The sequence below is a fragment of the Massilia rubra genome (assembly GCF_011682065.1).
In the GTDB taxonomy this organism is placed as follows: Bacteria; Pseudomonadota; Gammaproteobacteria; order Burkholderiales; family Burkholderiaceae_D; genus Telluria_A; species Telluria_A rubra.
Window position 1 is genome coordinate 31631 of the sequence record NZ_VUYU01000007.1, and the last position, 24532, is coordinate 56162.

General features: G+C 65.2%; 19 protein-coding genes. 10 read left to right on the forward strand and 9 right to left on the reverse strand.

Annotated features, from left to right (window positions below; all coding sequences use genetic code 11):
* Positions 1–9 precede the first annotated feature (9 nt).
* Positions 10–2361: a GH36-type glycosyl hydrolase domain-containing protein gene (locus F0185_RS12330; RefSeq protein ID WP_167224786.1), complete on the forward strand. Its 2352-nt coding sequence runs from the start codon at positions 10–12 to the stop codon at positions 2359–2361.
* Between the two features lie 6 nt (positions 2362–2367).
* Here the strand turns inward: F0185_RS12330 and gntR are convergent, their stop codons facing one another.
* The 4 genes from gntR to F0185_RS12350 form a co-directional block, all read right to left on the reverse strand.
* Positions 2368–3396, reverse strand: coding sequence for an HTH-type transcriptional regulator GntR (gene gntR, locus F0185_RS12335; RefSeq protein ID WP_167224788.1), 1029 nt, complete (start codon positions 3394–3396; stop codon positions 2368–2370).
* A 287-nt stretch (positions 3397–3683) separates the two neighbouring features.
* Entirely contained in the window at positions 3684–4517 is an 834-nt protein-coding gene (locus F0185_RS12340) for an HDOD domain-containing protein (protein ID WP_166897328.1), read from the reverse strand.
* A 128-nt stretch (positions 4518–4645) separates the two neighbouring features.
* Positions 4646–4927, reverse strand: a complete 282-nt coding sequence (locus F0185_RS12345) for a hypothetical protein (protein ID WP_126073913.1) — start codon at positions 4925–4927, stop codon at positions 4646–4648.
* Complete coding sequence (locus tag F0185_RS12350) at positions 4924–5391, reverse strand: MarR family winged helix-turn-helix transcriptional regulator (protein ID WP_167224790.1); 468 nt, start codon at positions 5389–5391, stop codon at positions 4924–4926. Before F0185_RS12350 ends, F0185_RS12345 begins: the two co-directional genes overlap by 4 nt.
* Before the next feature lie 224 nt (positions 5392–5615).
* Here F0185_RS12350 and F0185_RS12355 point away from each other — a divergent pair, with 224 nt between their 5' ends.
* The 9 genes from F0185_RS12355 to F0185_RS12395 all read left to right on the forward strand — a co-directional run bounded on the left by F0185_RS12355 (position 5616) and on the right by F0185_RS12395 (position 20213).
* Positions 5616–6566, forward strand: a complete 951-nt coding sequence (locus F0185_RS12355) for a GlxA family transcriptional regulator (protein WP_166897334.1) — start codon at positions 5616–5618, stop codon at positions 6564–6566.
* A 394-nt stretch (positions 6567–6960) separates the two neighbouring features.
* Positions 6961–8214 (forward strand): acetylornithine/succinylornithine family transaminase, encoded by a 1254-nt coding sequence (gene astC, locus F0185_RS12360; RefSeq protein ID WP_167224792.1) that lies wholly within the window; start codon positions 6961–6963, stop codon positions 8212–8214.
* 72 nt (positions 8215–8286) lie between these two features.
* Positions 8287–9318 carry an arginine N-succinyltransferase gene (locus tag F0185_RS12365; protein WP_167224794.1) on the forward strand — a complete coding sequence of 344 codons (1032 nt, stop codon included), beginning with the start codon at positions 8287–8289 and terminating at the stop codon, positions 9316–9318.
* A gap of 11 nt (positions 9319–9329) precedes the next feature.
* Positions 9330–10364 (forward strand): arginine N-succinyltransferase, encoded by a 1035-nt coding sequence (astA, locus tag F0185_RS12370; RefSeq protein WP_166897342.1) that lies wholly within the window; start codon positions 9330–9332, stop codon positions 10362–10364.
* Positions 10365–10386: 22 nt separating this feature from the next.
* Positions 10387–11862: a succinylglutamate-semialdehyde dehydrogenase gene (gene astD, locus F0185_RS12375; protein WP_167225273.1), complete on the forward strand. Its 1476-nt coding sequence runs from the start codon at positions 10387–10389 to the stop codon at positions 11860–11862.
* Positions 11859–13199 (forward strand): N-succinylarginine dihydrolase, encoded by a 1341-nt coding sequence (gene astB, locus F0185_RS12380; protein ID WP_167224796.1) that lies wholly within the window; start codon positions 11859–11861, stop codon positions 13197–13199. The genes astD and astB overlap by 4 nt, the downstream gene beginning before the upstream one ends.
* Before the next feature lie 127 nt (positions 13200–13326).
* A complete protein-coding gene (locus tag F0185_RS12385) occupies positions 13327–18024 on the forward strand; it encodes an NAD-glutamate dehydrogenase domain-containing protein (RefSeq protein WP_167224798.1) in 4698 nt (1565 codons plus the stop codon).
* The gene (locus F0185_RS12390) at positions 18025–19044 is read left to right on the forward strand and encodes a succinylglutamate desuccinylase (RefSeq protein WP_167224800.1); all 1020 of its coding nucleotides are present in this window, start codon (positions 18025–18027) and stop codon (positions 19042–19044) included.
* Between the two features lie 56 nt (positions 19045–19100).
* On the forward strand, positions 19101–20213 hold the full coding sequence (locus F0185_RS12395; protein ID WP_167224802.1) for an NADH:flavin oxidoreductase/NADH oxidase: 1113 nt from the start codon (positions 19101–19103) through the stop codon (positions 20211–20213).
* Between the two features lie 15 nt (positions 20214–20228).
* On the opposite strand, the gene F0185_RS12400 is transcribed toward F0185_RS12395, so the two are convergent.
* The 5 genes from F0185_RS12400 to F0185_RS12420 all read right to left on the reverse strand — a co-directional run bounded on the left by F0185_RS12400 (position 20229) and on the right by F0185_RS12420 (position 24398).
* A complete protein-coding gene (locus F0185_RS12400; protein WP_167224804.1) occupies positions 20229–21032 on the reverse strand; it encodes a PEP-CTERM sorting domain-containing protein in 804 nt (267 codons plus the stop codon).
* Between the two features lie 219 nt (positions 21033–21251).
* A complete protein-coding gene (locus tag F0185_RS12405) occupies positions 21252–21728 on the reverse strand; it encodes a hypothetical protein (RefSeq protein ID WP_167224806.1) in 477 nt (158 codons plus the stop codon).
* 20 nt (positions 21729–21748) lie between these two features.
* The gene (locus F0185_RS12410) at positions 21749–22534 is read right to left on the reverse strand and encodes a PEP-CTERM sorting domain-containing protein (RefSeq protein WP_223164506.1); all 786 of its coding nucleotides are present in this window, start codon (positions 22532–22534) and stop codon (positions 21749–21751) included.
* Positions 22535–22654: 120 nt separating this feature from the next.
* The gene (locus F0185_RS12415; RefSeq protein ID WP_167224810.1) at positions 22655–23851 is read right to left on the reverse strand and encodes a globin domain-containing protein; all 1197 of its coding nucleotides are present in this window, start codon (positions 23849–23851) and stop codon (positions 22655–22657) included.
* 88 nt (positions 23852–23939) lie between these two features.
* Positions 23940–24398 carry an RrF2 family transcriptional regulator gene (locus tag F0185_RS12420; protein ID WP_167224812.1) on the reverse strand — a complete coding sequence of 153 codons (459 nt, stop codon included), beginning with the start codon at positions 24396–24398 and terminating at the stop codon, positions 23940–23942.
* Positions 24399–24532 lie beyond the last annotated feature (134 nt).

Here is a 24532-nt window from a genome sequence, read left to right on the forward strand (position 1 = left end):
AGACGTTTTATGTTACGCCCCACCGACGACGGCGCCCGCTACGAATTGAGCAGCCCGACCGCGATGCCGCACGCCGCCGGCTTCCTGTGGAACCGCAAGATGATGATCCAGGTGACCTGCCGCGGCTACGCGGTGGCCCAGTTCATGCAGCCCGAACCGGCCAAATACGCGCACGCGCCAAACATGGAAGCGACGTCCTTCATGCAGCCGGAACAGGCCTATTTTGCGCACCATCCGGGGCGCTTCTTTTATGTGAAGGATGACGACACGGGCGAGCTGTTCTCGGCGCCCTACGAGCCGGTACGCGCGCCGGTGGACCGCTTTGCCTTCTCGGTCGGCCAGAGCGACTTGGCCTGGCGCATCGAGCACCTGGGCATCGGCATCGAGCTGCGCCTTTGCCTGCCGCCGGACGAGGTGGTCGAACTGTGGTCGCTGCGCGTGACCAATTTGTCCGGCCGCCCGCGCCGGATCAGCGTCACGCCGTACTTCCCGATCGGGTACATGTCGTGGATGAACCAGTCGGCCGAGTACCGCGCCGACTTGGGCGGCATCGTCGCCAGCAGCGTCACGCCGTATCAGAAAGTGGCCGACTACTTCAAGAACAAGGACTTGAAAGACAAGACCTTCTTCCTGTGCGAGCAGGCGCCCGATTCGTGGGAGGCCAACCAGGCCGCCTTTGAAGGGGAGGGCGGCCTGCACAATCCGTCGGCCCTGCAAGGCGCGGCGCTGGCCTGTGGCGACGCGCGCTACGAGACGCCGGCGGCGGTGGTGCAGTACCGGCTGGCGCTGGAGGCCGGCGCGGCCAGCGGCCAGCGCTTCCTGTTCGGCCCCGCGTTCGACGACGCCGAGGTCGCGGCCCTGCGCAGCGCCTGGCTGAGCGAAGACGGCTTCGCGCGGGCCGCCGCCCAGGCCGAGGCCTACGTGGCCGGCGGACGCGGTTGCGCGCGCATCTCCACGCCCGACAAGGAGTTTGACAACTTCGTCAACCACTGGCTGCCGCGCCAGGTGTTCTACCATGGCGACGTGAATCGTCTCACCACCGATCCGCAGACGCGCAACTACCTGCAGGACAATATGGGCATGAGCTTCGTGCGCCCGTCGGTGATGCGCGCGGCCTTTTTGCATGCGCTCAGCCAGCAGGAAGCGTCCGGCGCCATGCCCGACGGGATCTTGCTGGCGGCCGGCGCGCAGCTCAAATACATCAACCAGGTGCCGCACACCGATCATTGCGTGTGGCTGCCGGTGTGCCTGCAGGCTTACCTCGACGAGACGGCCGACATGGCCATGCTCGATGAAGCGGTGGTCGATGCGCAGGGCCGCAGCGAAAGCGCGTTCGCGCGCGTCGGCCGCGCCATGGACTGGCTGCTGGCCGAACGCGACCATCGGGCTCTGTCGTTCATCGCCCAGGGCGACTGGTGCGATCCGATGAACATGGTCGGCTACAAGGGCCGCGGCGTGTCCGGCTGGCTGACGGTGGCGGCGGCGTATGCGCTCACGCTGTGGGCTGGCGTGTGCGAACAGCGCGGGGACGCTGCGCGGGCGCGGCACTTTCGCGATGGCGCGGCCGCCATGAATGCGGCGGCCAACGCGCATCTGTGGGATGGCGCCTGGTTCGCGCGCGGCATCACGGATGACGGCGTGAAGTTCGGCGTGAGCACGGATTCCGAAGGGCGCATCTACCTCAATCCGCAGGCGTGGGCTATCCTGGGCGGGGCGGCGGACGGCGCGCAGACGGCGCGCATGCTGGCCGAAGTCGAGCGCCAGCTGTATTCGCCCTACGGCGTGACCATGTTCGCGCCGCCGTACAGCGCCATGCGCGACGACGTCGGACGCGTGACGCAGAAGCATCCCGGCTCGGCGGAAAATGGCGCGGTGTACAACCACGCGGCGATTTTCTACATTTTCAGTTTGTACGGCATCGGCGAGACCGAGCGCGCGCACATGCTGCTGCGCCAGATGATTCCGGGGCCTGGCGACGCCGACTACCTGCGGCGCGGGCAGCTGCCGGTGTTCATTCCCAATTACTACCGGGGTGCGCACCGTGAGTATCCGAGGACGGCGGGCAGGTCGAGCCAGTTGTTCAATACCGGGACCGTGTCATGGATGTACCGCTGCATCGTCGAAGGCTTGTGCGGCCTGAGGGGCGATGCGGACGGCTTGACGATCAACCCGCAGATGCCGGCCGCCTGGCAGCGCATGGATGTGGAGCGCGAGTTTCGCGGGGCGCGCTTCCAGGTGCATATCGAGCGCGCTGATGTGAAGAGCGTGATGGTCAGGCATGAGGGAAAGTTCTTGCCGCAGGCGCGCATGACGGGCATCGTGGCGGGGGCGCACTACCGACTCGATGTATTCGTGCCGTAGATGGAATTACGCGCTCTCGCGCGCCATCAGCGTAAATCCCAGGTCGATCTGCGCCGCCGGCGGCGCCTCGCCCTTGATCACCGCCAGCAGCAGGCTGGCCGCCTCGAACCCGATCCGGTAGCGCGGCGTGGCGATCGTGGTCACCGATGGCGTCATCCAGGCCGACGCCGGCAAGTCGTTAAACCCGCATACCGCCAGCTGCTCCGGCACCTTGATACCGCGCCGCTGGCAGTGGTAAATCGCGCCATGCGCCAGGTCGTCATTGCAGCAGAAAACCGCGTCGCAGTCCGGCGCCTGCGCCAGCATGCGTTCCACCAGTTGCGCCCCCAGCGCGATGGTCGACGGCTCGCCCACCATCAGCTCCAGGCGCGCATCAAGCAGGCCCGCCTCGCCCATGGCCTTGCGGTAGCCGTCGGCACGGCGCAGGGTGCGCTCGTCCAACTGGGCGCCGATGAAACCGATGCGCGTGTGGCCTTTGTCGATCAGGTAGCGCGTCATCGCCCGGCCCGCATCGAACTGCGAAAACCCCACCGACAACTGGCCCGGCGCGCTTCCCAGGTCCATCATCGACACCAGCGGCACGTTGGACGCCGCCAGCATCCGGGTCACCCGCGCACTCTGGCTCAGGCTCGAGAGCAAAATGCCATCCGGATTCGATTGCAGATAAATACCGAGCAGCTTTTCTTCCTCGGCATCCGAATAGCGGGTGTTGCCGATCAATAGCTGGTAATTGCCGGAGCCGATCGCATCCTCGATCCCCTCCAGCACGGCCGTGAACACCGCATTCGACAGCGACGGCACCAGCACCACGATCACGTTCGACTGCGCCGACGCCAGGGCGCGCGCGGCGCGGTTCGGCACGTAGCCGAGTTCGGCAACGGCGAGCCCGACCCGCGCGCGCACGGCGTCCGATACCCGCTTCGGCTGGTTCAGTGCGCGCGAAGCCGTCATCGCCGACACCCCGGCGCGCGCCGCCACCGACGCCAGCGTGGCTTTGCCGCTGGCGCGGCTCTTGATCGTGCTTGTTTTGCTCATGCGCTTGGCCGACTCCGATAATTTTTTGAAAACTTTTGCCGGATTTTACCCCGTGCGGCATGCTTTCCGTCAATACATCTCAAGTTGCCTGAGGGAATTAACTACTTGTGTGTGTTCCCGCACAGAGCTGGGGCGAGCGGCGGACTATAGTGGAACTGTCTCTTTCAGGACATCCCTAGTTTTGGACTTCGCCCGCTTTAATACAGCGGGCATTTTTTTGCCCTGGCGAAAAGCGGTGTCACATCCAAAGGGAAGGGGCGGGCGCGGCAGGACGCCGCGCCGGGGCATTACATCAGGGCCGAGGTCAGGCTGCTCACTTCGGCGGCCGATTCTTCCAGGATGCTGTTGAGGGTGCCATCGCCGATGACGAAGTCGATGGTGGCCGCCGCCTGGCGCGAGGTAGCGGCGGCGCGCTCGTACAGGGGCGACGGGACCGGCGCCAGGTCGTTGGCCAGCAGCAGGGTGTCGCCCAGGGTTTCGGGCGGCAAGGCGCGCATGCCGACCCAGAGCGCCTCGATGGCCGCCATGACGGGCGCCGGCACGGCCAGCCGTTGCAGGACGCAGCGGCCGATGATCTGTTCGCCATGTTCGATCCAGTCGTCCGGCTCGCCTTCGAACAGGCCCGGAAACTCATCCGCGCGCGAGAGCATGTAAAAACCGCCCACCTCGTGCACGATGCCGGCGAACATCGCCGTTTCCGGGTCCAGGTTGGCCACGCGCCGCGCGATCACCTGCGACAGCGCCGCCACGTGGGCCGAGTGCTGCCACAATTGATTGGCCTTGGCGCGCAGGGCTGGCTGGGTGATCTTGCTGTCCAACTGGCGCACGATGACCGCCGCGCCCAGCGCGTTAAGGGTGCGAAACCCCACCCGCTGCACCGCGGTGCGCACGTTGGTCACTTCGTTGCCGGATCGGTTGTACGCGACCGAATTGGCGATCGCCACGGTGCGCGCGGCCAGCAGCGGCTCGGCCTGCACCAGGCGGGCCGCCACGTCGGCATGACAGTCGGGATCGTTCAATGCGCGCTGCAACTTCAGCGTGGCGTCGACATTGGTCGGGAAACTCAGTTCCCCCCGGCTTGCTTGAGCAGCAATGCTCTTGTACGCTTCGAGTCTGTCCATGAAAAAATTATACTCCGATAACCCAGCCGTGTTTGTCGTAAAAACGTGCTTTAAAGCATTTATCTGATCGGACGCCGGGGAGCGCCTCGTCCAGCACGCTCACCCCGGGCTCACGGCCGGGCTGGCGTTCAGGGCTCGCTGAAAATGGCGTCGCAGCCGTCCTGGGTCGCTTCGGTATCTTCCAGCTCATCGACCAGGCCCAGGTCGAACAATTCCTCGACGGCGTTCATGAAACTGTTGAGCTTGGTTGCGCCGATGAGGCGATAGATTTCCCCGGCTTCGTTACGCACGCCGATCAACATTTTTTCCTGGCGCACTTCGTCCGGCGTGGCGACGTTGAGCAGCAGGTTGCCGATGATGTGTTTGTCAAAGTGAGCGGGCTTTTTGCCTTCGAGCAGGGTGGTTTTCAATCTTCTTCCTTGTGTTGTTGTGATGTGGGGCAAACGGCATGGTCGGCGATGACTTGTTTCAGTTTGCGCAAGCTGGCGTCGATGTCATCGAAATCGCTGTCCGACAACGATGAAAACAGTTGCCTGCCATGCGCGATGACCTTGGGAAAGACTTCCTGGAACACGCCCTCGCCGCAGGCGGTCAGGCGCACGTAGAACGAGCGCTTGTCGTCGCAGCTGCGTTCGCGCACAACCAGGCCCTTCTGTTCCAGGCGGTCGATCACGCCGGTCAGCGTGCCCTTGGTGATCAAGGTTTTCTCGCCCAGTTCCTTGTACGTCATGCCCTGCGTATTGCCGAGCGTGGCGATGATATCGAACTGGGCATGCGTCAAGCCGCACTGGCGCACCGACTCGCCCGAAAAGCGCTCGAAGCTTTGCAGGCACTCGGACAGCAAGCGCACACTCCTTAAATATCGTTCCCCCATAGGCCGTGATTATAGCTGGCTGCGCCCGGTTTGACGGCGGCGCGCTCGCTGGTGTGGCCTGTGCGCCGCGCCGCGCGTGCTGTTGATGCTGATTTGCGACAGCGTGCCGGCGGCAGCCTGGTCCGGGCAGGATGGTTGATCTCCGGTATGATAGTCAGCCAATGAAATCCGATGGCGCCTCGCGGGCGCCGGACCCCTTGTCATGACGCACCCATGCCCGTCCGATGCCACTTACTAAACTCGCCCGCCTGGCGCAAGAAACACCGCTGCGCGTGCTCCTCATCAACGCCGGCGAGCCTGATGCGCTGACCTGGGCCGGCCTGTTCCAGCCGTTGCGCCTGGCCGCCAAGATCCTCGGTCCCGAGCGCTTGCACGTGGACGTGCGCAGTCCCGACAAATTCGCCGCCGACGCCCAGCGCCACTGGCACCTGGTGCTGCTGGTGGCCGACGAAGCGCAAGCCTCGCTGAAACCGGCCAACAGCCGCATCCTGATCGAGCGCTGCCGCGCCGCACCGTTCTGGGGCGGGGTCGGCGCGGGCGTGTTGTGGCTGGCCGACGCTGGCGTGCTCAACGGCGTGCGCACGGCGCTGCCATGGGCCTTGTATGCCGAGGTCGACACGGTGGCCGACCGCGCCATGTTTACGCCGAACCTGTTCGAAATCGACGACAACCGGCTCACCTGCTGCGGTGGCGCGGCCAGCATCGACTTTGCGCTGAACCTGGTCGAGATCATCTTCGGGGCGGGGGTCCAGGCGCGCATCAAGGAAACGCTGTGCATCGACCGGGTGCGCGGCAAGGAAGAGCGGCAGCGGGTGGCCTTGCAAGCCCGCTTCGGCGCGCTGCAACCGAAGCTGACCGAAGCGGTGACCTTAATGGAAGCGAACATCGAAGAGCCGCTGTCGACGGACGACATCGCCAACCTGGTCGGCATCTCCCGGCGCCAGCTGGAGCGCTTGTTCAAGCAATACCTGGGCAGCCTGCCATCGCGCTACTACCTGGAATTGCGGCTGCAGCGCGCGCGCCAGTTGCTGCTCGACACGCATTATTCCATTGTGCAGGTCGGGCTGATGTGCGGTTTTTCGAGCGGCTCGCACTTCTCGACCGCGTTTGGCGCCTTGTTCGGCAACACCCCGCGCGAAGAACGCCAGCGCAAACTCGCCGCCCCACCCACTTGAATTCGCCAACCCGCCGGCGCACCCCCTACAACCGGGGTCTGACCTCTGATTCGAAACATTTCCTGGCACGGGGCTGAGCTTCAAGGTGCGGCAACGATGTCAGGGGCGTAGTTTGATACGTGAGGCCCTTCGAGGCTCGTCAGACGCGCCTTTGTAGCGTTGTTGGCAATTAGTTTCGAATCAGAGGTCAGACCCCGGTTAGGAAATGTTTCGAATCAGAGGTCAGACCCCCGGTGGGGGCGGCGCTTGTGGGTTTTGTACGTTTTGGCGGCGAGCAAAAATGAAAATGCTTGTCGCGTATTCAAAAGATGTTTGGGGCTGCTCTTCTTATAATAGTTCGACGTGCCCAGCGGTTTCGCCCGGGGACGCCTACTAACATTGGATGAGGAATGCCATGAACGCAAAGCTTGAAACGGGTGCAACCACGCGGCCGGTGACCAGACAAACCTTCGACGACGTCCTCGTCCCAACCTACGCGCCCGCCGCCATGGTGCCCGTGCGCGCCGCCGGCCTCGACCTGTGGGACCAGAACGGCAAGCATTACCTCGATTTCACTTCCGGCATCGCCGTGTCGAGCCTCGGCCATTGCAATCCGACCCTGGTCGCCGCCCTGACCGCTCAGCTGAACAACGTCTGGCACCTCGGCAACGGCTACACCAACGAGCCGGTCCTGCGCCTGGCCCTGGCCCTGACCGAAGCCACCTTCGCCGACCGCGCCTTCTTCTGCAACTCCGGCGCGGAAGCGAACGAAGGCGCCCTGAAGCTGGCGCGTAAGTACGCCCACACCAAATTCGGCCCGCACAAGTCGCGCATCATCTCGTGCCTGTCGTCGTTCCACGGCCGCACGCTGTTTACCGTGTCGGTCGGCGGCCAGCCGAAGTACACCGAAGGGTTCGAGCCGCTGCCGCAAGAGATCGACCATATTCCGTACAACGATATCGCAGCGGCCCGCGCCGCCATCGGCGACGACGTGTGCGCGGTCATCGTCGAGCCGATCCAGGGCGAAGGCGGCGTCATTCCGGGCGATCCGGCTTACCTGAAAGCGCTGCGCGAACTGTGCGACCAAACCGGCGCGCTGCTCATTTTCGACGAAGTGCAATCGGGCGTGGGCCGCACCGGCGCGCTGTACGCGTACATGGACAAGGGCGTCACGCCCGATATCCTGACCAGCGCCAAGGCGCTCGGCAACGGCTACCCGATCGGCGCCATGCTGACCACCAACGAGATTGCGGCGCACTTCGGCGTCGGCTCGCACGGCACCACCTACGGCGGTAATCCGCTGGCGGCCACCGTGGCGTTGAACGTGCTCGACACGATCAACCAGCCGGCCTTTTTGGCGCGCGTGAAACAGGCGTCGGAAAAAATCTTCGCCAACTTGCGCAAACTCGCCGCCGACTACCCGCAAGTGTTCGGTGAAGTGCGCGGCAGCGGCCTGCTGATCGGCCTGCCGGTGGCGGAACCGTTCAAGGGCCGCGCCAAGGACATCACCAAGGCCGCCGAAGCACTCGGCCTGATGCTGCTCATCGCCGGCACCGACGTGGTGCGCTTCGCGCCCGCGCTGATCGTCACCGACGAACAGATCGACGAAGCCGACCGCATCCTGCGCGCCGCCGTCGACGGCATGCTGAACGCGGCTCCCGCCAAGTAATCAGTTACAGACGGCCGGCGCGGCACTCGCCGCGGCCGGCCGCGGCACGCTTTGCCTATAAAGGGAAATCACATGTTTGTTGTCCGTCCGGTTGAACTGTCGGATATCGACGCCCTCGAAACGTTGGCAGCAGTGACGATGCCGGGCGTGCATACCCTGCCGAAGACGCGCGAAAAAATCGCCGCTTCGGTCGAGCGTTCGATCGCCTCGTTCGCCGCCCATGTCGACATCCCGAGCGAGGAGTCGTATCTCTTCGTGCTCGAACAGCAGGCCACCCGCGCCATCGTCGGCACCGCCGCCATCTTCGCGTCGGCCGGTTCCAACGGCACCTATTTTTCATTCCGTAACGATGTGATCCAGCAGGTCTCGCGCGACCTCAATATCAGTCACAGCGTGCATGCGCTCACGCTCTGCTCGGAGCTGACCGCTTACTCCCAGCTGTCCGGCTTTTACGTGAGCAACCGCAGCACCGCCGGGCTGGAAGCGGCCCTGCTGTCGCGCGCGCGCCTGTTGTTCGCGGTGCTCGCCCCGCACCGCTTCGGCGACCGCTTCTTCGTGCCGCTGGCCGGCGTCACCGACAAGAACGGCCAGTCGCCGTTCTGGGAAGCGCTCGGCCGCAAATTTTTCAAGATGGATTTCCTCGAGGCCGAACGGGTCATCGGCGGCGCCCGTAACCGTACCCTGATCGTCGAACTGATGCCGCACTATCCGGTATATGTGCCGCTGCTGCCGGGCGACGCCCAGGCGGCCATGGGCCAGATCCATGGCGACGGCGAACTCGCGTTCAACCTGCTCACCGAAGAAGGTTTCGAGGCCGACGACTATGTCGACATTTTCGATGGCGGCCCGATCCTGCAAGCGCATAAGAACGCGCTGCGCACCTTTGCCGGTTCGATGCTGCGCCGCGTGGCGCCGTTCGATGCGGGCATGTCGTCCGAGCTGCCGGTGACCTACGCGGTCGCCGCCAGCAATGAGCAGAACTTCCGCGCCATCACCGTCTCGTGCCCGTCCGCCGAAGGATACGACATCGTGTTCCTGCCGCAGGACGCGCAGGATGCGCTGATGGTGGCCCCGGGCGATAACGTCATTTGCGTCAGAATCTGAAAGAGAACCCTATGCTAGTTGTACGCGCAATTCACGCGTCCGATCTGGATGCCCTGATCGAACTGGCGCACCAGGTCGGCAGCGGCATGACGACGCTCAAGCCGGACCGCAAGATGCTGGGCGACCGCATTTCGGTGGCGGTGGCCTCGTTTGCCGAGACCATCCCGCCCGAACAGCGCGACTACATGTTCGTCATGGAAGACACCACCAGCGGGCGCCTGGCCGGCGTGTGCGCGATCAAGGGAGCGGTGGGGCTGGACGAGCCGTTCTATAACTACCGCATCGGCACCCTGGTCCATTCGAGCCGCGAGCTCGATGTGTTTACGCGCATGGACACCCTGTACCTGTCGAACGACCTGACCGGCGCCACCGAATTGTGTTCGCTGTTCCTGCATCCGGATTACCGCAGCGGGAACAATGGCAAGTGGCTCTCGAAAAGCCGCTTCCTGTTCATCGCCCAGTTCCCGCACCTGTTCACGGCCAAGCTGATCGCCGAGATGCGCGGCTACCAGCTTGATGACGGCAGCTCGCCGTTTTACGAAGGCCTGGGCCGCCATTTCTTCAAGATGGATTTCAACCACGTCGACCACCTGACGGCGATGGGCAAGAAGTCCTTCATCGCCGAGCTGATGCCGCGCCAGCCGTTGTACGTCGCTTACCTGCCGGAAGACGCGCAGGAAGTGATCGGCAAGGTGCATCTGTCGACCGCGCCCGCGCGCCGCCTGCTCGAGCAGGAAGGCATGCACTTCGAAGGCTATGTCGATATTTTCGACGCCGGCCCGGTGTTGCAGGCGCGCGTGTCGGAACTGCGCGCCATGCGCGACAGCACGGTGGCCACGGTCGATGAAAGCGCCACGCCGACGGATACCGATCCGCTGCTGGTATCGAACACGAAGCTCAATGATTTTCGCATGATCGTCGCACACGCCAATCCGGTCTCGGGCAAGCTCGCCCTGACGCCGGACGAACAGGCGCTGCTGCATTGCCAAGGCGGCGACACGGTTCGCACGCTGTCACTCAATGTAAGGAAGAATGTCCATGTCTGATGCCAGCAAGGTAGTGAGTAACATCGCAAGTAACTTCGTCAACGGCGAATGGCTCGCCGGCAGCGGCGCCGAACTTGTCACCATCGATCCGTCCACCGGCAAACAGACCTGGGCCAGCCTGGAGTCGACCGCCGACGACGTGGCACGCGCGGTGCAGTCCGCGCGCACGGCCTTCGATGCGTGGGCATTGACCCCGCTCGACGATCGCATCGCCCTATGCGGGCGTTTCCGCGACCTGCTCAAGGCCAATGCCGAAGAGCTGGCGCAGACCATCTCCGAAGAAGTCGGCAAACCATTGTGGGAAGCGCGCACGGAAGTGGCGACCATGGCCAACAAGGTCGATATTTCGGTGCAGGCCTACGGCGCGCGCACCGGCGAAGTGGCGGCCAAGGTCGCCGACGGCAATGCCGTGCTGCGCCACCGTCCGCACGGCGTGTTCGGCGTGTTCGGACCGTACAACTTCCCCGGCCACCTGCCCAACGGGCATATCGTCCCGGCCCTCATCGCCGGTAACACGGTAGTGTTTAAACCAAGCGAATACGCCCCGCGCACGGCCATCAAGACCGTGCAGCTGTGGCAGCAGGCCGGCTTGCCGGCTGGCGTGATCAACCTGGTCAACGGCGGGCGCAATACCGGCGTGGCACTGGGCCAGGATGCGGGCCTCGATGGCGTGCTGTTTACCGGCTCTTGCCAGACCGGCGTCGCCCTGCACAAGCAGTTCGGCGGCCAGCCGGGCAAGATGCTGGCGCTGGAAATGGGCGGGAACAATCCGCTGGTGGTGTGGGACGTCAAGGATGTCGACGCCGCCGTGCATCACGCGGTCATGTCGGCGTTCATCTCGGCCGGCCAGCGCTGCACCTGCGCGCGCCGCCTGGTGGTGCAGGACAGTCCGGCCGGCGAAGCTTTCGTCAAGCGCCTGGTCGAAGTGGCATCTACCCTCACCGTGGGCGCCTCCAACGCCGAACCGCAGCCGTTCATGGGCCCTGTGGTCTCGAGCGCGGTCGCCGCGCGCCTGGTGCAGGCGCAGGCCGACATGGCCGCCAAGGGCGGCACGGTACTCCTGCAAATGAAGCAGCTCGATCCGAACGCCGGTTTTGTCACGGCCGGCATCGTCGACGTCACCAACGCCATCGGCATTGCGGACGAAGAGTGGTTTGGCCCGCTGTTGCAGGTCGTCCGCGTCAAGGATTTCGCCAGCGCCGTCAAGGTTGCCAACGCCACCGAATTCGGTCTGGCCGCCGCGCTGCTGTCGAACGACGAAGCGCTGTGGAAGCAGTTCTCGGTGCAGGCCCGCGCCGGCATCGTCAACTGGAACCGCCCGACCACGGGAGCTGCCAGCAGCGCGCCGTTCGGCGGCGTGGGCAAGTCGGGCAACCATCGCCCGAGCGCCTACTACGCGGCCGATTATTGCGCGTACCCGGTCGCCTCGATCGAAACGAGCGAACTTGAACTGCCGGCCAAGCTCTCGCCCGGCTTGAGCTTCCAGGACCGGCCATGAGCGCACGCGAATTTAACTTCGATGGCCTGGTCGGCCCGAGCCACAACTACGCCGGCCTGTCGTTCGGCAACGTCGCCTCTTTCAGCAATGTGAAGAGCGCGTCGAACCCGCGCGAAGCGGCCCTGCAGGGCCTGGCCAAGATGCGCGAGCTGGCCGCGCGCGGCTTCGCGCAGGCGGTCATGCCGCCGCAGGCGCGTCCCAATTTCCGCCTGCTGCGCCGCATCGGCTTTACCGGGACCGATGCCGACGTGCTGGCGCGCGCCTACCGCGAGGCGCCCGTCATCCTGGCGTGCGCCTATTCGGCGTCCCCCATGTGGACCGCCAACGCGGCCACGGTCAGCCCGTCGGCCGACACCTTCGACGGCCGCGCGCACTTCACCGCCGCCAACCTGAATAACAAGCTGCACCGCTCGGAAGAGCACCTGCAGTCGACCCGCACCCTGCGCGCGCTGTTCTCGGACGAGCGTCATTTCGCGGTGCACGAGGCGCTGCCGCCAACGTCGGCCTTTGGCGACGAAGGCGCGGCCAACCACACGCGCTTTTCCGCCACCCACGGTGGCAAGGGCGTCGAGTTTTTCACCTACGGCCGGGTCGAATTCGATCCGTCCGCGCCGGCGCCTAAAAAGTACCCGGCCCGCCAGAGCCTGGAGGCGTCGCAAGCCATCGCGCGCCTGCACGGGCTGGACTCGGCACGCACCGTGTTCGCCTCGCAAAATCCGGACGTGATCGACCAGGGCGTGTTTCACAACGACGTCATCGCGGTCGGTAACGGCAATGTGCTGTTCTATCACGAGCAAGCCTTCCACGACGAAGGGGCGGTACTGAACGGGCTGAGGAATGCCCTGGCCGGCGTTGAAACCGAACTGACCGCGATCCGCGTCGATACCCAGGTGGTGGCGGTGGGCGACGCGGTGGCCAGCTACCTGTTCAACAGCCAGCTGCTCACCAAGCCCGATGGCGCGATGGCGCTGGTCATTCCCCAGGAAAGCCAGGAAAACCGCGCCGTGGCGCGCTACCTCGAAGAACTGGTCGCCAGCGGCGGCCCGGTCGACGAGCTGATTCATTTCGACCTGCGCCAAAGCATGCGCAACGGCGGCGGGCCTGCCTGCCTGCGCCTGCGCGTGGTGCTCACCGACGCGGAAATCGCGGCCATGCACCAGGGCGTGATCATGACCGACGCCCTGTACCACACCCTGGTCGACTGGGTCGGTAAATACTACCGCGACCGCCTCGAACCGAAAGACCTGGCCGACCCCCAGCTGGCGCTCGAATGCAGCGCCGCGCTGGAGGAATTGAGCCGCATCCTGGGACTGCCCGGCCTGTATGACCTGACGTAGAATACCGCCAGCCGGACGGTGCCCCTTATTTGGGCGGGTAAAACCCGCCTGCCTGCAAATCGCGAAAGCGCCGTCACAAGCTGGCGCCGGAACGATGGAATACAAACCAAGCAACGGAGAAGCAAAGATGAAACAGATGCCACAAGATTTGCGTAAACAGACGCTCGACCTGATCACTGCGAGCCAGCCTGCCGATGACGGCCAGGTGACGGCCCTGATCAGCGCCTGGCTCGGTTCGCTCGACGACGAAGACCTTGCGGGCACGTCGCCGGAGAGCCTGGCGCCGGTCCTGCGCGACGGCTTTACGCAAGCGGCGCGGCGTACCGCGCCCGGCTGCCAGATTGCGCAGCTGCGCTACTCCGACGGGCGCGGCGCGCAAGCGACCGCCCTCCTGGTCATCAACGATGACATGCCTTACCTGGTCGACTCCATCGTCATGGCGATGCGCAAGCAGCGCGTGGCCGTCAATGGCGTCATGAATGCCGTGCTGGCTGTGCGCCGTGACGCCAGCGGCACCGCGCTCGCCGTCGGCGAAGCCGGCGCACCGCTCGAATCCGTGGTCCTGTGCCTGCTGGCCGAAGATCTGGGCGCCGACGAACTGGCCGCGCTGGTCGCCAGGCTGCACATGGTCGCGCGCGACGCCGCCGTGGTGCGGCGCGATTCCGTGGCCATGGGCGACCGCCTCACCGCCGTCGCCGCCGCCGCCGCCGCCAACGGCACCGAAGGCCAGGAAGTCGCAGCCTTTCTGGAGTGGGCCAAGAACGAAGGCTTCGAGCCGTTCGGCTACGCCTATTACGTCGTCAAGGCCGGCGAGCGCGAACTCGAACGCGATATCCCGAGCCGCATCGGCGTGCTGCAAGATACCTCGCATCCGGTCTACGGCACCTGCCTGGCCAACATCCCGGGCGACTTCGACACCTTGTCCAAGCGCCCCGACGCGCTGTCGATCGTCAAGGCCGACGTCGAAGGCACCTTGCACCGCGACCAGCCGCTCGACTTCATCGGCGTGCGCGATACCGATGCACAAGGCAATATCCGCGGCGAGCACTGCTTCGTCGGCCTGTTCACCCGCGCCGCCACCGCCACCCCGCTGGCGCGCCTGCCGTTCGCGCGCGGCCGCGTGGCCAAGGTCCTGAGCCTGGCCGGCGTGCGCCAGGAAGGCTTCCGCGCCGAGAAATTCCTCGAAATCCTCGAGTCGCTGCCGCGCACCGAAACGGTGGAAGCGGACGCCGAATGGCTCTCGCAGGTGTGCAGCTCGGTCGTTTCGCTGTACAAGCAGCCGCGCGCCAAGGTCTTTGCACGGCGCGATGTCTACGCGCGCCACTTGAATGTACTGGTCTACATGCCGCGCGAGCGTTACAGCGCCAGCGTGGCGGCCAGCCTGGCCCACGCGCTCAAGGAAAGCTCGGGCGCGACCGACGTGCGTTCGCAAACCCTGGTGGCCGACGGTCCGCTGGCCCGCGTGTACCTGATCGCCCACGCCGCGCGCAACCCGCTCGACCTCGAAACCGATATCCAGCAGCCGCTCCTGGCGGTGCTCGACGGCTGGCACGACAAGTTCGCCGCCCTGACCGACAACGTGTTCGATGTACAGACCCGCGGCACCCTGCGCAAACTGTGCTCGACCTTGCCGGTCAACTACGTCAGCGCCACCGCGCCGGCGGTCGCCTTGCGCGACCTGAACGCGATCCTGCACAACGGCCATGCCGGCCGTGTGTCGGTGCGCGTGGAACTGGACGACGCCGGCAGCGCCACCATCCGCCTGTACTCGGTCGACGGCGTGCCGTCGCTCTCGCGCATCCTGCCGGCGCTGCACAACGCCGGCGTTGCGATCGACCGCGAACAGACCTACGCGATTGCCGTTGCCGACGGCAGCCGCCATTTCGTCACCAGCCTGGCGGTGGACGCCGAAAGCGCGGCCAAGTTGGCCAAGCCGAACGTCGTGACCGTGGCGCAGGAACTGTTTGCCTCGCTGTTTAACAACGAAGCCGAAGACGGCCGCATGAACGGCCTGGTGATCGAAGGCGGCTTGCGCATGCGCGAAGTGCAGCTGATCCGCGCCTACATCAGCTACTGGCGCCAGACCGGCAGCAAATTCTCGGTGCGCTACATGGCCGACACCCTGCGCCGCCAGCCGGTGCTGGTCAAGGAACTGGTCGAAGGGTTCGTGCAGCGCTTCGATCCGTCGGTGCCGGAAGAACAGCGCCTGGCCGCGGCCGCGCGCATTGCCGCCATCAAGACCAGCCTGGCCACCGTCAACCACGCCGACACCGAGGAAATCGTCGCCGCCCTGGTCGACCTGATCCTGGCCACCGTGCGTACCAACTACTTCCAGAACGACCAGCAAGGCGACAAGATCATCTTCAAGTTCGACACCAGCAGCCTGGCGCTGGTGCCGGAACCACGTCCGTACCGCGAGATCTATGTATTCTCGCGCCGCTTCGAAGGCGTGCACCTGCGCGGCGGCCCTGTGGCCCGTGGCGGCTTGCGCTGGTCGGACCGCATGGAAGACTACCGCACCGAAGTCCTGGGCCTGGTCAAGGCGCAGATGGTCAAGAACGCGGTCATCGTGCCGGCCGGCTCCAAGGGCGGTTTTGTCTGCAAGCAGATGCCGAAGGACGCCGTGCGTGAAACCATCGCCGCCGAAGGCGAAGCAGTCTACCGCCTGTTCATTTCCAGCCTGCTGGAAGTGACCGACAACCGCGTGCGCGGCGTCATCGTGCCGCCAAGCGACACGGTACGCTACGACCAGGACGATCCGTACCTGGTGGTGGCCGCCGACAAGGGCACCGCAACCTTCTCCGATATCGCCAACAGCATTGCAGTCAAGCGCGGCTTCTGGCTGGGCGACGCCTTTGCCTCGGGCGGCTCGAACGGTTACGACCACAAGAAGATGGGCATCACCGCCAAGGGCGCGTTCGAAGCGGTCAAGCGCCACTTCTACGAGATGGACCACGACATGAACACCACCCCGATCACCATGGTCGGCGTGGGCGACATGTCGGGCGACGTGTTCGGCAACGGCGTGCTGCTGTCGCGCCAACTGAAGGTGCTGGCCGCGTTCGACCATCGCCACATCTTCCTCGACCCGACGCCGGACGTGGTCACCTCGTTCGCCGAACGCGAGCGCATGTTCGCGCTGCCACGTTCGTCGTGGGAAGACTACAACAAGGACCTGATCTCGGCTGGCGGCGGCGTGTTCCCGCGCAGCGCCCGTTCGATCGAGATTTCGCCGCAAGTGCGCGCCGCGCTCGATATCGCCGAGACCGTGCTGCCGCCTGAAGAACTGATGCACCGCATCCTGCTCGCTCCCGTGGACCTGTTCTACAACGGCGGCATCGGTACCTACATCAAGGCCTCGACCGAAACCCACGCGCAGGTCAAGGACCGCGCCAACGACAATATCCGCGTCGACGGCAGCCAGTTGCGCTGCAAGGTAGTGTCCGAAGGCGGCAACCTGGGCGCAACCCAGAACGGCCGTATCGAATTCGCCCTCGCCGGTGGCCGCATCTTCACCGATGCGATCGATAATTCGGCCGGCGTGGATTGCTCGGACCATGAAGTGAACGTCAAGATCTGGCTCGACACCGAAGTCAATGCCGGTGAACTGCCCGAAGCGGACCGCAACCGCATCCTGAACGAGATGACGAGCGATATCGAACACCTGGTCCTGCGCGACAACACCCTGCAAACCCACCTGCTGGTGCGCGAAGTGCAGGCCCAGCTCGATCCTGCTGTGGTGGATGCTTACGCCGCGCTGATCACCAGCCTGGAAGCCGAGGGTGCGCTCTCGCGCGAACTGGAACAGCTGCCGACCGACGCCGAACTGCAGCGCCGCAAGACCTTGGGCGCGGGTTTGACCGCGCCGGAACTGGCGGTGGTGATCGCCAACGTCAAGAACCGCTTCAAGCGCCTGCTGGCCGCGCTGCCGCTGACGGACGAAAGCTGGGCCGAGTCGGTGCTCAAGCCTTACTTCCCGGCGCAACTGGTCGCCACCCGCAACGCGCTGGCGCACCCGCTGGCCAACGCCATCCTGGCCACCGTACTGGCCAATGAATCGGTCAACCGCTGCGGCCCGTTGATGATCCGCGAGCTCGCCAGCGCGCACCAGATCGACGAGACCGAGGTCGTCAAGGCCTGGGGCCAGTCGTGGTCCGCGCTGCACCTGGCGCCGATTTTCGGCGCGCTCGACGCCGATGCACTGACGGTGCCGCGCGCCGTGTCGATCAAGGTCGATGCGCGCACCCGCGTGCTGTTCAAGGCGATCGTCGAAGGCGTGCTGTCGGTTCCAAGCGGTGCGGGCGGCATGGAAGAACTTTCGCGCCTGTTCTCGCAGCCGGAAATGCTCAAGCAGCTGATGCCGGCAACGGCCGATGCCGACGCTTTCGTTTCCCTGCCTGCGTCGTTCACGCAAGCCTGGAAAGCGGTCGACGCGATCGAAGCGGTAGCGACCTTCCTGTTCGCGGCGGTGTCGGTCAACCGTCCCGCGGGCATGAGCCTCGCGCAATTCTTGCAGGTGGGGATGGCGCTGCGCGGCCAGGCCGGCATCGATACGCTCGAACGTGGCCTCAAGCTCGCGCCGCACAGCAAATCGCAAGAGCAGCTGCGCAATTACGCGATGCAGGCGCTGCGCCGCACCCAGCAACGCCTGCTGCAGCAGGTGCTGGCCCGTTCCAGCAACGGCAGCGACACCCTGGAAGCGGTTGAAGTGGTGACCAACACCATGGGCTTGTCGGGCTACGCGCCGGCGCTTGACCTGGAACAGGCGATGCTGGACGTGTGGGCCTTGTCCGAGGCGACCAACGCGGCGCCGGTGGCGGCGTAAATGAGCGCCTACGTTGCACCAACGGCAAACGGGGGCGCGCAAGCGCTTCCGGCCGCCGTGCGCGCGCTGGCCGGCGCCGACTTTGGCGTGCTGGCCAAGCGCTTCATCGACGCCGGCTTCTCGGTCGCGCAGCCGGCGCCCGGCATCGTGACGATCAAGTCCGGCCGGGCGCCCGCCTGCGCCAGCGTGATCGTCTCGGTCGGCGTGCATGGCGACGAAACCGGCCCGATCGAGGTGCTGGCCTACGTGCTCGACGCCCTCTCGCAGGGACCGGACGCGCTGGCGGTGGACCTGATGGTCTGCGTCGGCAATATCGACGCCATCGCGGCCGGCAAGCGCTTCATCGATGCGGACCTGAACCGGATGTTCCGTCCGGTTCGAGGTAGCCTCGCCAGCGCGGCGGAAGCGGCGCGGGCCGACACCATGATCGCCGCCACCGTAGACTTTTTCTCCGGCGCCGGGCCGGATCGCTGGCACCTCGACCTGCACACGGCCATCCGCCCGTCGCTGTACCCGACCTTCGCGATCGTGCCGGACCTGATTGCGGAAGAGGGCAAGTGCGCGCTGATCGCCTGGCTGGGCCAGGCCGCCATTGGCGCCATCGTCATGAATCCGCAGTCGGCGGGAACCTACAGCTACTATTCGGCCGAGTTTCACGGGGCGGCGGCCAGCACCGTGGAACTGGGCCGGGTCGGCACGCTGGGCCAGAACGACCTGGGTTTGTTTGCCGACGTCGGCACCGCGCTCGACGACCTGCTGCGCGGCGCCAAGCCGGCCGCACCGAAAGTCGAACCGCACGTGTTCGCGGTGGCGCAGGAAATCATCAAGCACAGCGACGCGTTTCACATGACGTTCGACCGCACTACGCAGAACTTCACCGCGTTAAGCCAGGGCCAGGTGATCGCCACCGATGGCGATATCATGTACGCCGTCAGACATCCGGAGGAACTGGTAGTATTCCCGAACCCGGATGTGCGCGTCGGTCTGCGCGCCGGATTGATGGTGGTGCGGACGCGTTAGCCGGGATGCCCGTGGCACGCCCCGTACCGTTTTTTACACGCGCATCGAGGCAATCCATGAGCACTCTCTTCACACCTTTCAGCATGGGGCCAGTCACACTGGCCAACCGCATCGCGATCGCGCCGATGTGCCAGTACTCCGCCGACGAGGGCATCGCCAGCGACTGGCACATGATCCATCTGGGCCACCTGGCTTTGTCCGGGGCGGCCATCCTGTTCCTCGAGGCGAGCGCCGTCTCGCCCGAAGGACGTATTTCTCCCAAAGACCTGGGCATCTGGTCGGATGAGCATGCCGCCGCACTGGCGCCGATCGTGGCCGCCATGCGCCGTCACGCGCCGATCCGCCTGGCGATCCAGCTCGCCCACGCGGGGCGCAAGGCATCGAGCCAGGTGCCGTGGGACGGCGGCGCCAATATCGCCATCGACGATGGCGGCTGGCAGACCGTGGCGCCGTCGGCGCTGCCGCATGCGGACGGCGAAACGGTGCCGCTGGCGCTCGACGACGAGGGCCTGGCGCGCGTGCGCGACGCGTTCGTGGCGGCCGCGCAGCGCAGCCACGCGCTCGGGTTGGACGCGATCGAGCTGCACGCCGCGCATGGCTATTTGCTGCATCAGTTCTTATCGCCACTGTCGAACCAGCGCAGCGACCAGTATGGCGGCGCGCTGGAAAACCGCATGCGCTTTCCGCTGGACGTGTTCGCGGCCGTGCGCGCGGCGGTGCCGCCGACGATGGCCGTCGGCGTGCGTATTTCGGCCACCGACTGGGTCGAGGGCGGTTGGGATATCGAGCAGAGCGTGCGTTTTTCGCAGGAACTGAGCGCCGCCGGCGCCGACTTCATTCACGTGTCGAGCGGGGGCATCTCGCCGGCGCAAAAAATCCCGGTGGGGCCGTCGTACCAGATCGGCTTTGCCGCCCGCATCCGCGCGGAAACCGGCATGCCGACCATCGGCGTGGGCATGATCACCGAGGCGCGCCAGGCCGAAGAGATTGTCGCGCGCGGCGACGCCGACGTGGTGGCGCTGGCGCGCGCGATGCTGTTCGATCCGCGCTGGCCGTGGCACGCGGCCGCGCAACTGGGCGCCCAGGTGGACGCGCCGCCCCAGTACTGGCGCTCGCAGCCGCGCGAGTACAAGGACTTGTTCGGGCCGACCACGCTGGGCCAGCGCTAGCGCATTTTTTGGCCGCTACGCGGCGGCACTACTCACGCGGCGGCGACGCCGCGCGGCAGCGCCGACGATCAGCGCGCCAAAGCCGAACATGGCAAAGGCGGCCGGCTCCGGCACCGCAGACGGCGACGGGCCGTCATAGCTGGCGTAGTTGGAAAGCTCCATCGATAAATAGATGGAAATCGCGGTATCCTGGTCGTTGGAGAACTCCAAAGAGAATGCTTCGCCACGCACGCCGCTGTCGTTCAGGCCCGCCCAGCCCTGGTTGATGCCACGCGTGAATGGTTGGTAGCCGAAGTTGATGTTCAAGTGACTGTTTGCGCGAAAATTGTTGGGGCCGTACTGCGTCGCATCGCTGATCGCCATTTCGCCATAGCCGGAGTAAATCAGCTTGGTATGCGGGGCAAGCCACACCGGCACCATCTGGGCGATATAGCCATTCGCCCGTGCGCCTGTGCCGGCCGTGTTTTGCAGCCGCGTCTCGATACGTACCTCGCCCACGCCGGTGGAGGTGCTGGCCACGCTCGAGCTGCCATGCGCCAGCGTCGCGCCGAGGGCCAGGACAATGTCATCCTTGTCGTGCGTCGACCCGCTCCATGAAGTTGCAGGGGCGGTCAGGTTCGCTTCCACGTAGGAAGAGCCAGCGCCGTCGAAGCGGTAGCTGGCGCTCATGCCATCGTTCGGGGTCAGGTCGATGACTGTCATGCTGGCGTTGCTGATGGAAGCGCCGACGCTGATGTTCTTTGCCGCGAGCGCGCTGGCGCCAGCCAGCGACAGGGAAACAAACAGGGCGGCAGCAGTCAGGCGATGGTGTCGTGTCATGGTATGCAGTTTAGGAAAGTTAAAGTCGGGAAGGCAGAATGCCTGCTCGTTCTCGTTATCATAATTCCCATGTTGCAATAGGGGCAGTATTTATTTTATGGCCGTCCCTTAAGCTGCAACTTATTCCTTCGCCCTTACTTCGGGCCGACCACGCTCGGGCAGCGCTAGCACCTGGCTCCCACGGTGCCGGCCTTGTGCCGTTGAGCACCACGCTGACGCTTATGGCGTGGGGATTTCGGCAAAGCGCTTGCCGTCGAACTGGTAGTAGTGCGTGCCGCCGCCTTGTTCGTCACGGGCGCCGTGCACGATGAGCAGGCGGCTGTCCAGTTTGTATTCAAGCGGGGCATCGACGTCCGCATCCCAGCAGCACACGGTAAACGGCAGCCAGCTGACCGCGCCGGTCCTGGCGTCGATGGCGGCGGACATGATGCACGAGGCGCCGCAGCCCCAGGTGGCCAGCACGTAGCGGCCCGCGAAGTCGGCCTTGCCGGCGGTGGCGCGGCGCAGGCGGGTGGCGTAGTTGCGGCTGTGCGCATCGGCCAGCAGCGGGCGGGCGGTGGCGCCGTGGTGGATGGCAGGGACGGGAAAGTCCCCGAAGCGCGGCGCGGCGAGCGCGCTTGCCGGCACGACGGCCAGCAACGCTGCCAGGGCAGCCCGCGCGCCCGTGCGCCATCGCGGTGATGCGTCAACCGGCATAGCGCGTTCGCGGCAGCCGATCAGGGCGCGCGTTGCTGGCGGCGCTGGCGGCGTGCCAGCGCACCGACCATCAGGGCGCCCAGCCCGAACATGGCGTAGGTCGCCGGTTCAGGCACGGGCGACGAGGCCTGGTACACCGCCCGGGTGAGGGTATTCATGTACAGGTAGACGTACTGCTCGGTGTTGGTGTTGTTGACGTACGACATGGAGAACGTCTCGCCGCGTACGCCGCTATCATTCCAGCCGGCGCCTTGCTGCATGCCGCGGACCCAGTATTCCCCGCCGAAATAGACTGTCGCGACGGCGTTGCCGAGGGAGGCGCCCGCGCTATTGTTGATCGATACCTCGCCGTAGGCCGAGAACACCAGCTGCGTGTGTGCGGCGACCAGCACATTCATCGTTTGGGTAACGTTGCCGGAGCCAGCGCCGCGATTGCCGACGCTGTCGTCGAGTTGAATATCCGTGCGCAAGTTGCCCCACAAGCCTGAGCTGCTGACGGAGGTCGAGCTACCGTAGAGCGCCGTCGCTCCGATGAGTTCGAACGTGGCGCTCGAGGCGCTCTCGGTCTGCTTCCACGACGCCGCAGGGGCAGTGATACTCGCATCGAGCCGGGACGACGCAGTGTCGTGAAAGCGATAGCCTGCGGCCTGTCCGTCGTCCGGAGTCAGGTCGATGACGGTCATGCTGGGGTTACCAATGGCAGCACCGACGCCGAGGCTTGGCGCAGCGAACGCGCTGCCGCCGGCCAGCGACAGGGAAACCAGCAGGGCGGCGGCGCTTGTCAGGCGATATTTCTGTGTCATCATTTTTTTCAATATAGGAAAGAAGCGGGTGGAAAGGCAAGCTTGCCTGCACATTCCGTTATCATAATTCCTATATTGCGTGTGGGCAGTGTTTTTTTTGTAACTGCCCACGTTTGCGCGTGCCTACAACAGATGATCCAGCATGTCCGGCCCGAACACTTCGCGGTGCAGGCGCGTGACCGGCACGCCGGCGCCGACCAGCGCCAGCCATTGCGCCTGCATGAAGGGCAGCGGTCCGCACAGGTAGACGTTGGTCTCGGTGCGCGGCCAGGCCGGCAGGCGCGCCACCTCCATCCATCCCGGCAGGACGCCGCTGTCGTGAGCGCTCACTTCTTCGTAGAACGTGAACACTTGCAGGTTCGGCATGATGCTGCGCGCGGCAAGCACGTCAAGCTGGTGCGCGTGATGCTGCGCATTGCGGGCGGCGTGGGCGAAGATCACCCGGCGCTGCGGATGGACCTGGGCGATGCGCTTCAAGGCCGCGATCATCGGCGTGATGCCGATCCCGGCCGACAGCAGCACCACCGGTTCTTCCGATTCGGTGTCCGGTGCAAAATCGCCGAACGGCGGCGATACCTGCAGCACGCTGCCCACGCGCACATTGTCGTGAATCCAGTTCGATACTTCCCCCGCCGGGGTGGTGGCGCCGGCCGGCTCGCGCTTGACCGAGATGCGCACGCTGCCCGGCGTGCTGGTGTCGGACAGGCTGTACTGGCGGATCTGGCGCCGGCCATCGGCAAAATCGACCTGCACGCTCAGGTACTGGCCAGCCTTGCCTTGCGCCAGCGGCGCGCCATCCTCGGGCGCCAGGCGGATCGCGACCACGTCCGCGCTTTCCTGCGTCAGCTCGGTCACGCGCAGGGCGCGGCGCTGGCCCGGAGTGATGCAGGCGTCGGCGTACATGGCGCGCTCGGCCTCGATAAACAGCGTGGCCAGCGAGCGATACGCTTCGTCCCAGGCGGCCAGCAGCGGCGCCGTGGCGGCCTCGCCCAGGGTGCTGGCGATGGCACCGAGCAGGTGGCGCCCGACGATCGGATAGTGTTCTTCGCGAATGCCGACCGATACATGCTTGTGCACGATGCGTTCGATCACCGGCGCCAGCGCGCCCGGGTCGCCGATGTTGGCGGCGTAGGCAAACACGGCCGAGGCGAGCGACTGCTGTTGGGCGCCATTCGCCTGGTTGCCCATATTAAATAGGTTGCTCAGCTCGGGATGCTCTGCGAACATATTGCGATAAAACGTGGTGGTAATCGCCACGCCGTGTTCGCGCAGGACGGGAACGCTGGCGTCGATGTAGGGGCGGGAAGCGGCAGAAATCATGGAAAACCTTTCAATTTGTTGCATTTAAGATGCAACTTTAACGTCGTAAAAAAGGCACGTGCCAACGCGCCCATCCGATGGCTGTGTGTCAGGCGGCCCTGTCCTGGTCGAGGAACATCCTGTGCATGCGCACGATTTTCTCGCCGGTGTTGCCATGCGTAATATGGGCCAGGGTGACTTTGTCCATGGCCCCGTAAAACGCGTCCATGCCGCTGCGCAGGGCGGCGCGCAACTGGCAGTCGCCGCTCAGGCGGCAGCCTGTGCCTTCGCAGTCGACCAGCTCGCTATCGCCTTCGAGCTCGCGCAGCACCGCGCCGACCGAGAGCGTGGCGGCATCGGCGGCCAGGCGCAGCCCGCCGTTGCGCCCGCGGGTGGCGCACACCCAGCCCGCACGCGCCAGGTGACCGACCACCTTGACCAGGTGGTTGACCGGCAATGCGAACTGCGCCGCCACTTCCGCCACCGTGACCGGCACGCGTCGCTCGCCGGCGCGCGCCAGGTAAATCAGGACGCGCAGGCCCATATCGGTAAAACGGGTCAGATGCATGGAACACTCCGGTGAGAACAGATTCATTCTAGCAAAGGTGCATCTGAAATGCATCTTTAAATGGCTAGTGTTGTATTTGCGAAATAATTATTTTGTTAACAATCATTCCCACGTAAAATAGCCGGCTCCCCTGT

Excerpts from the sequence above, each read along its gene's own strand:
- gntR (WP_167224788.1), bottom strand. The coding sequence starts at position 3,396 with ATGAGCAAAACAAGCACGATCAAGAGCCGCGCCAGCGGCAAAGCCACG.
- F0185_RS12415 (WP_167224810.1), bottom strand. The coding sequence starts at position 23,851 with ATGATTTCTGCCGCTTCCCGCCCCTACATCGACGCCAGCGTTCCCGTC.
- F0185_RS12400 (WP_167224804.1), bottom strand. The coding sequence starts at position 21,032 with ATGACACGACACCATCGCCTGACTGCTGCCGCCCTGTTTGTTTCCCTG.
- F0185_RS12390 (WP_167224800.1), top strand. The coding sequence starts at position 18,025 with ATGAGCGCCTACGTTGCACCAACGGCAAACGGGGGCGCGCAAGCGCTT.
- F0185_RS12405 (WP_167224806.1), bottom strand. The coding sequence starts at position 21,728 with ATGCCGGTTGACGCATCACCGCGATGGCGCACGGGCGCGCGGGCTGCC.
- F0185_RS12355 (WP_166897334.1), top strand. The coding sequence starts at position 5,616 with ATGCCACTTACTAAACTCGCCCGCCTGGCGCAAGAAACACCGCTGCGC.
- F0185_RS12385 (WP_167224798.1), top strand. The coding sequence starts at position 13,327 with ATGAAACAGATGCCACAAGATTTGCGTAAACAGACGCTCGACCTGATC.
- F0185_RS12365 (WP_167224794.1), top strand. The coding sequence starts at position 8,287 with ATGTTTGTTGTCCGTCCGGTTGAACTGTCGGATATCGACGCCCTCGAA.
- F0185_RS12330 (WP_167224786.1), top strand. The coding sequence starts at position 10 with ATGTTACGCCCCACCGACGACGGCGCCCGCTACGAATTGAGCAGCCCG.
- F0185_RS12340 (WP_166897328.1), bottom strand. The coding sequence starts at position 4,517 with ATGGACAGACTCGAAGCGTACAAGAGCATTGCTGCTCAAGCAAGCCGG.
- F0185_RS12420 (WP_167224812.1), bottom strand. The coding sequence starts at position 24,398 with ATGCATCTGACCCGTTTTACCGATATGGGCCTGCGCGTCCTGATTTAC.
- F0185_RS12395 (WP_167224802.1), top strand. The coding sequence starts at position 19,101 with ATGAGCACTCTCTTCACACCTTTCAGCATGGGGCCAGTCACACTGGCC.
- astC (WP_167224792.1), top strand. The coding sequence starts at position 6,961 with ATGAACGCAAAGCTTGAAACGGGTGCAACCACGCGGCCGGTGACCAGA.
- astA (WP_166897342.1), top strand. The coding sequence starts at position 9,330 with ATGCTAGTTGTACGCGCAATTCACGCGTCCGATCTGGATGCCCTGATC.
- F0185_RS12410 (WP_223164506.1), bottom strand. The coding sequence starts at position 22,534 with ATGATGACACAGAAATATCGCCTGACAAGCGCCGCCGCCCTGCTGGTT.
- F0185_RS12350 (WP_167224790.1), bottom strand. The coding sequence starts at position 5,391 with ATGGGGGAACGATATTTAAGGAGTGTGCGCTTGCTGTCCGAGTGCCTG.
- astB (WP_167224796.1), top strand. The coding sequence starts at position 11,859 with ATGAGCGCACGCGAATTTAACTTCGATGGCCTGGTCGGCCCGAGCCAC.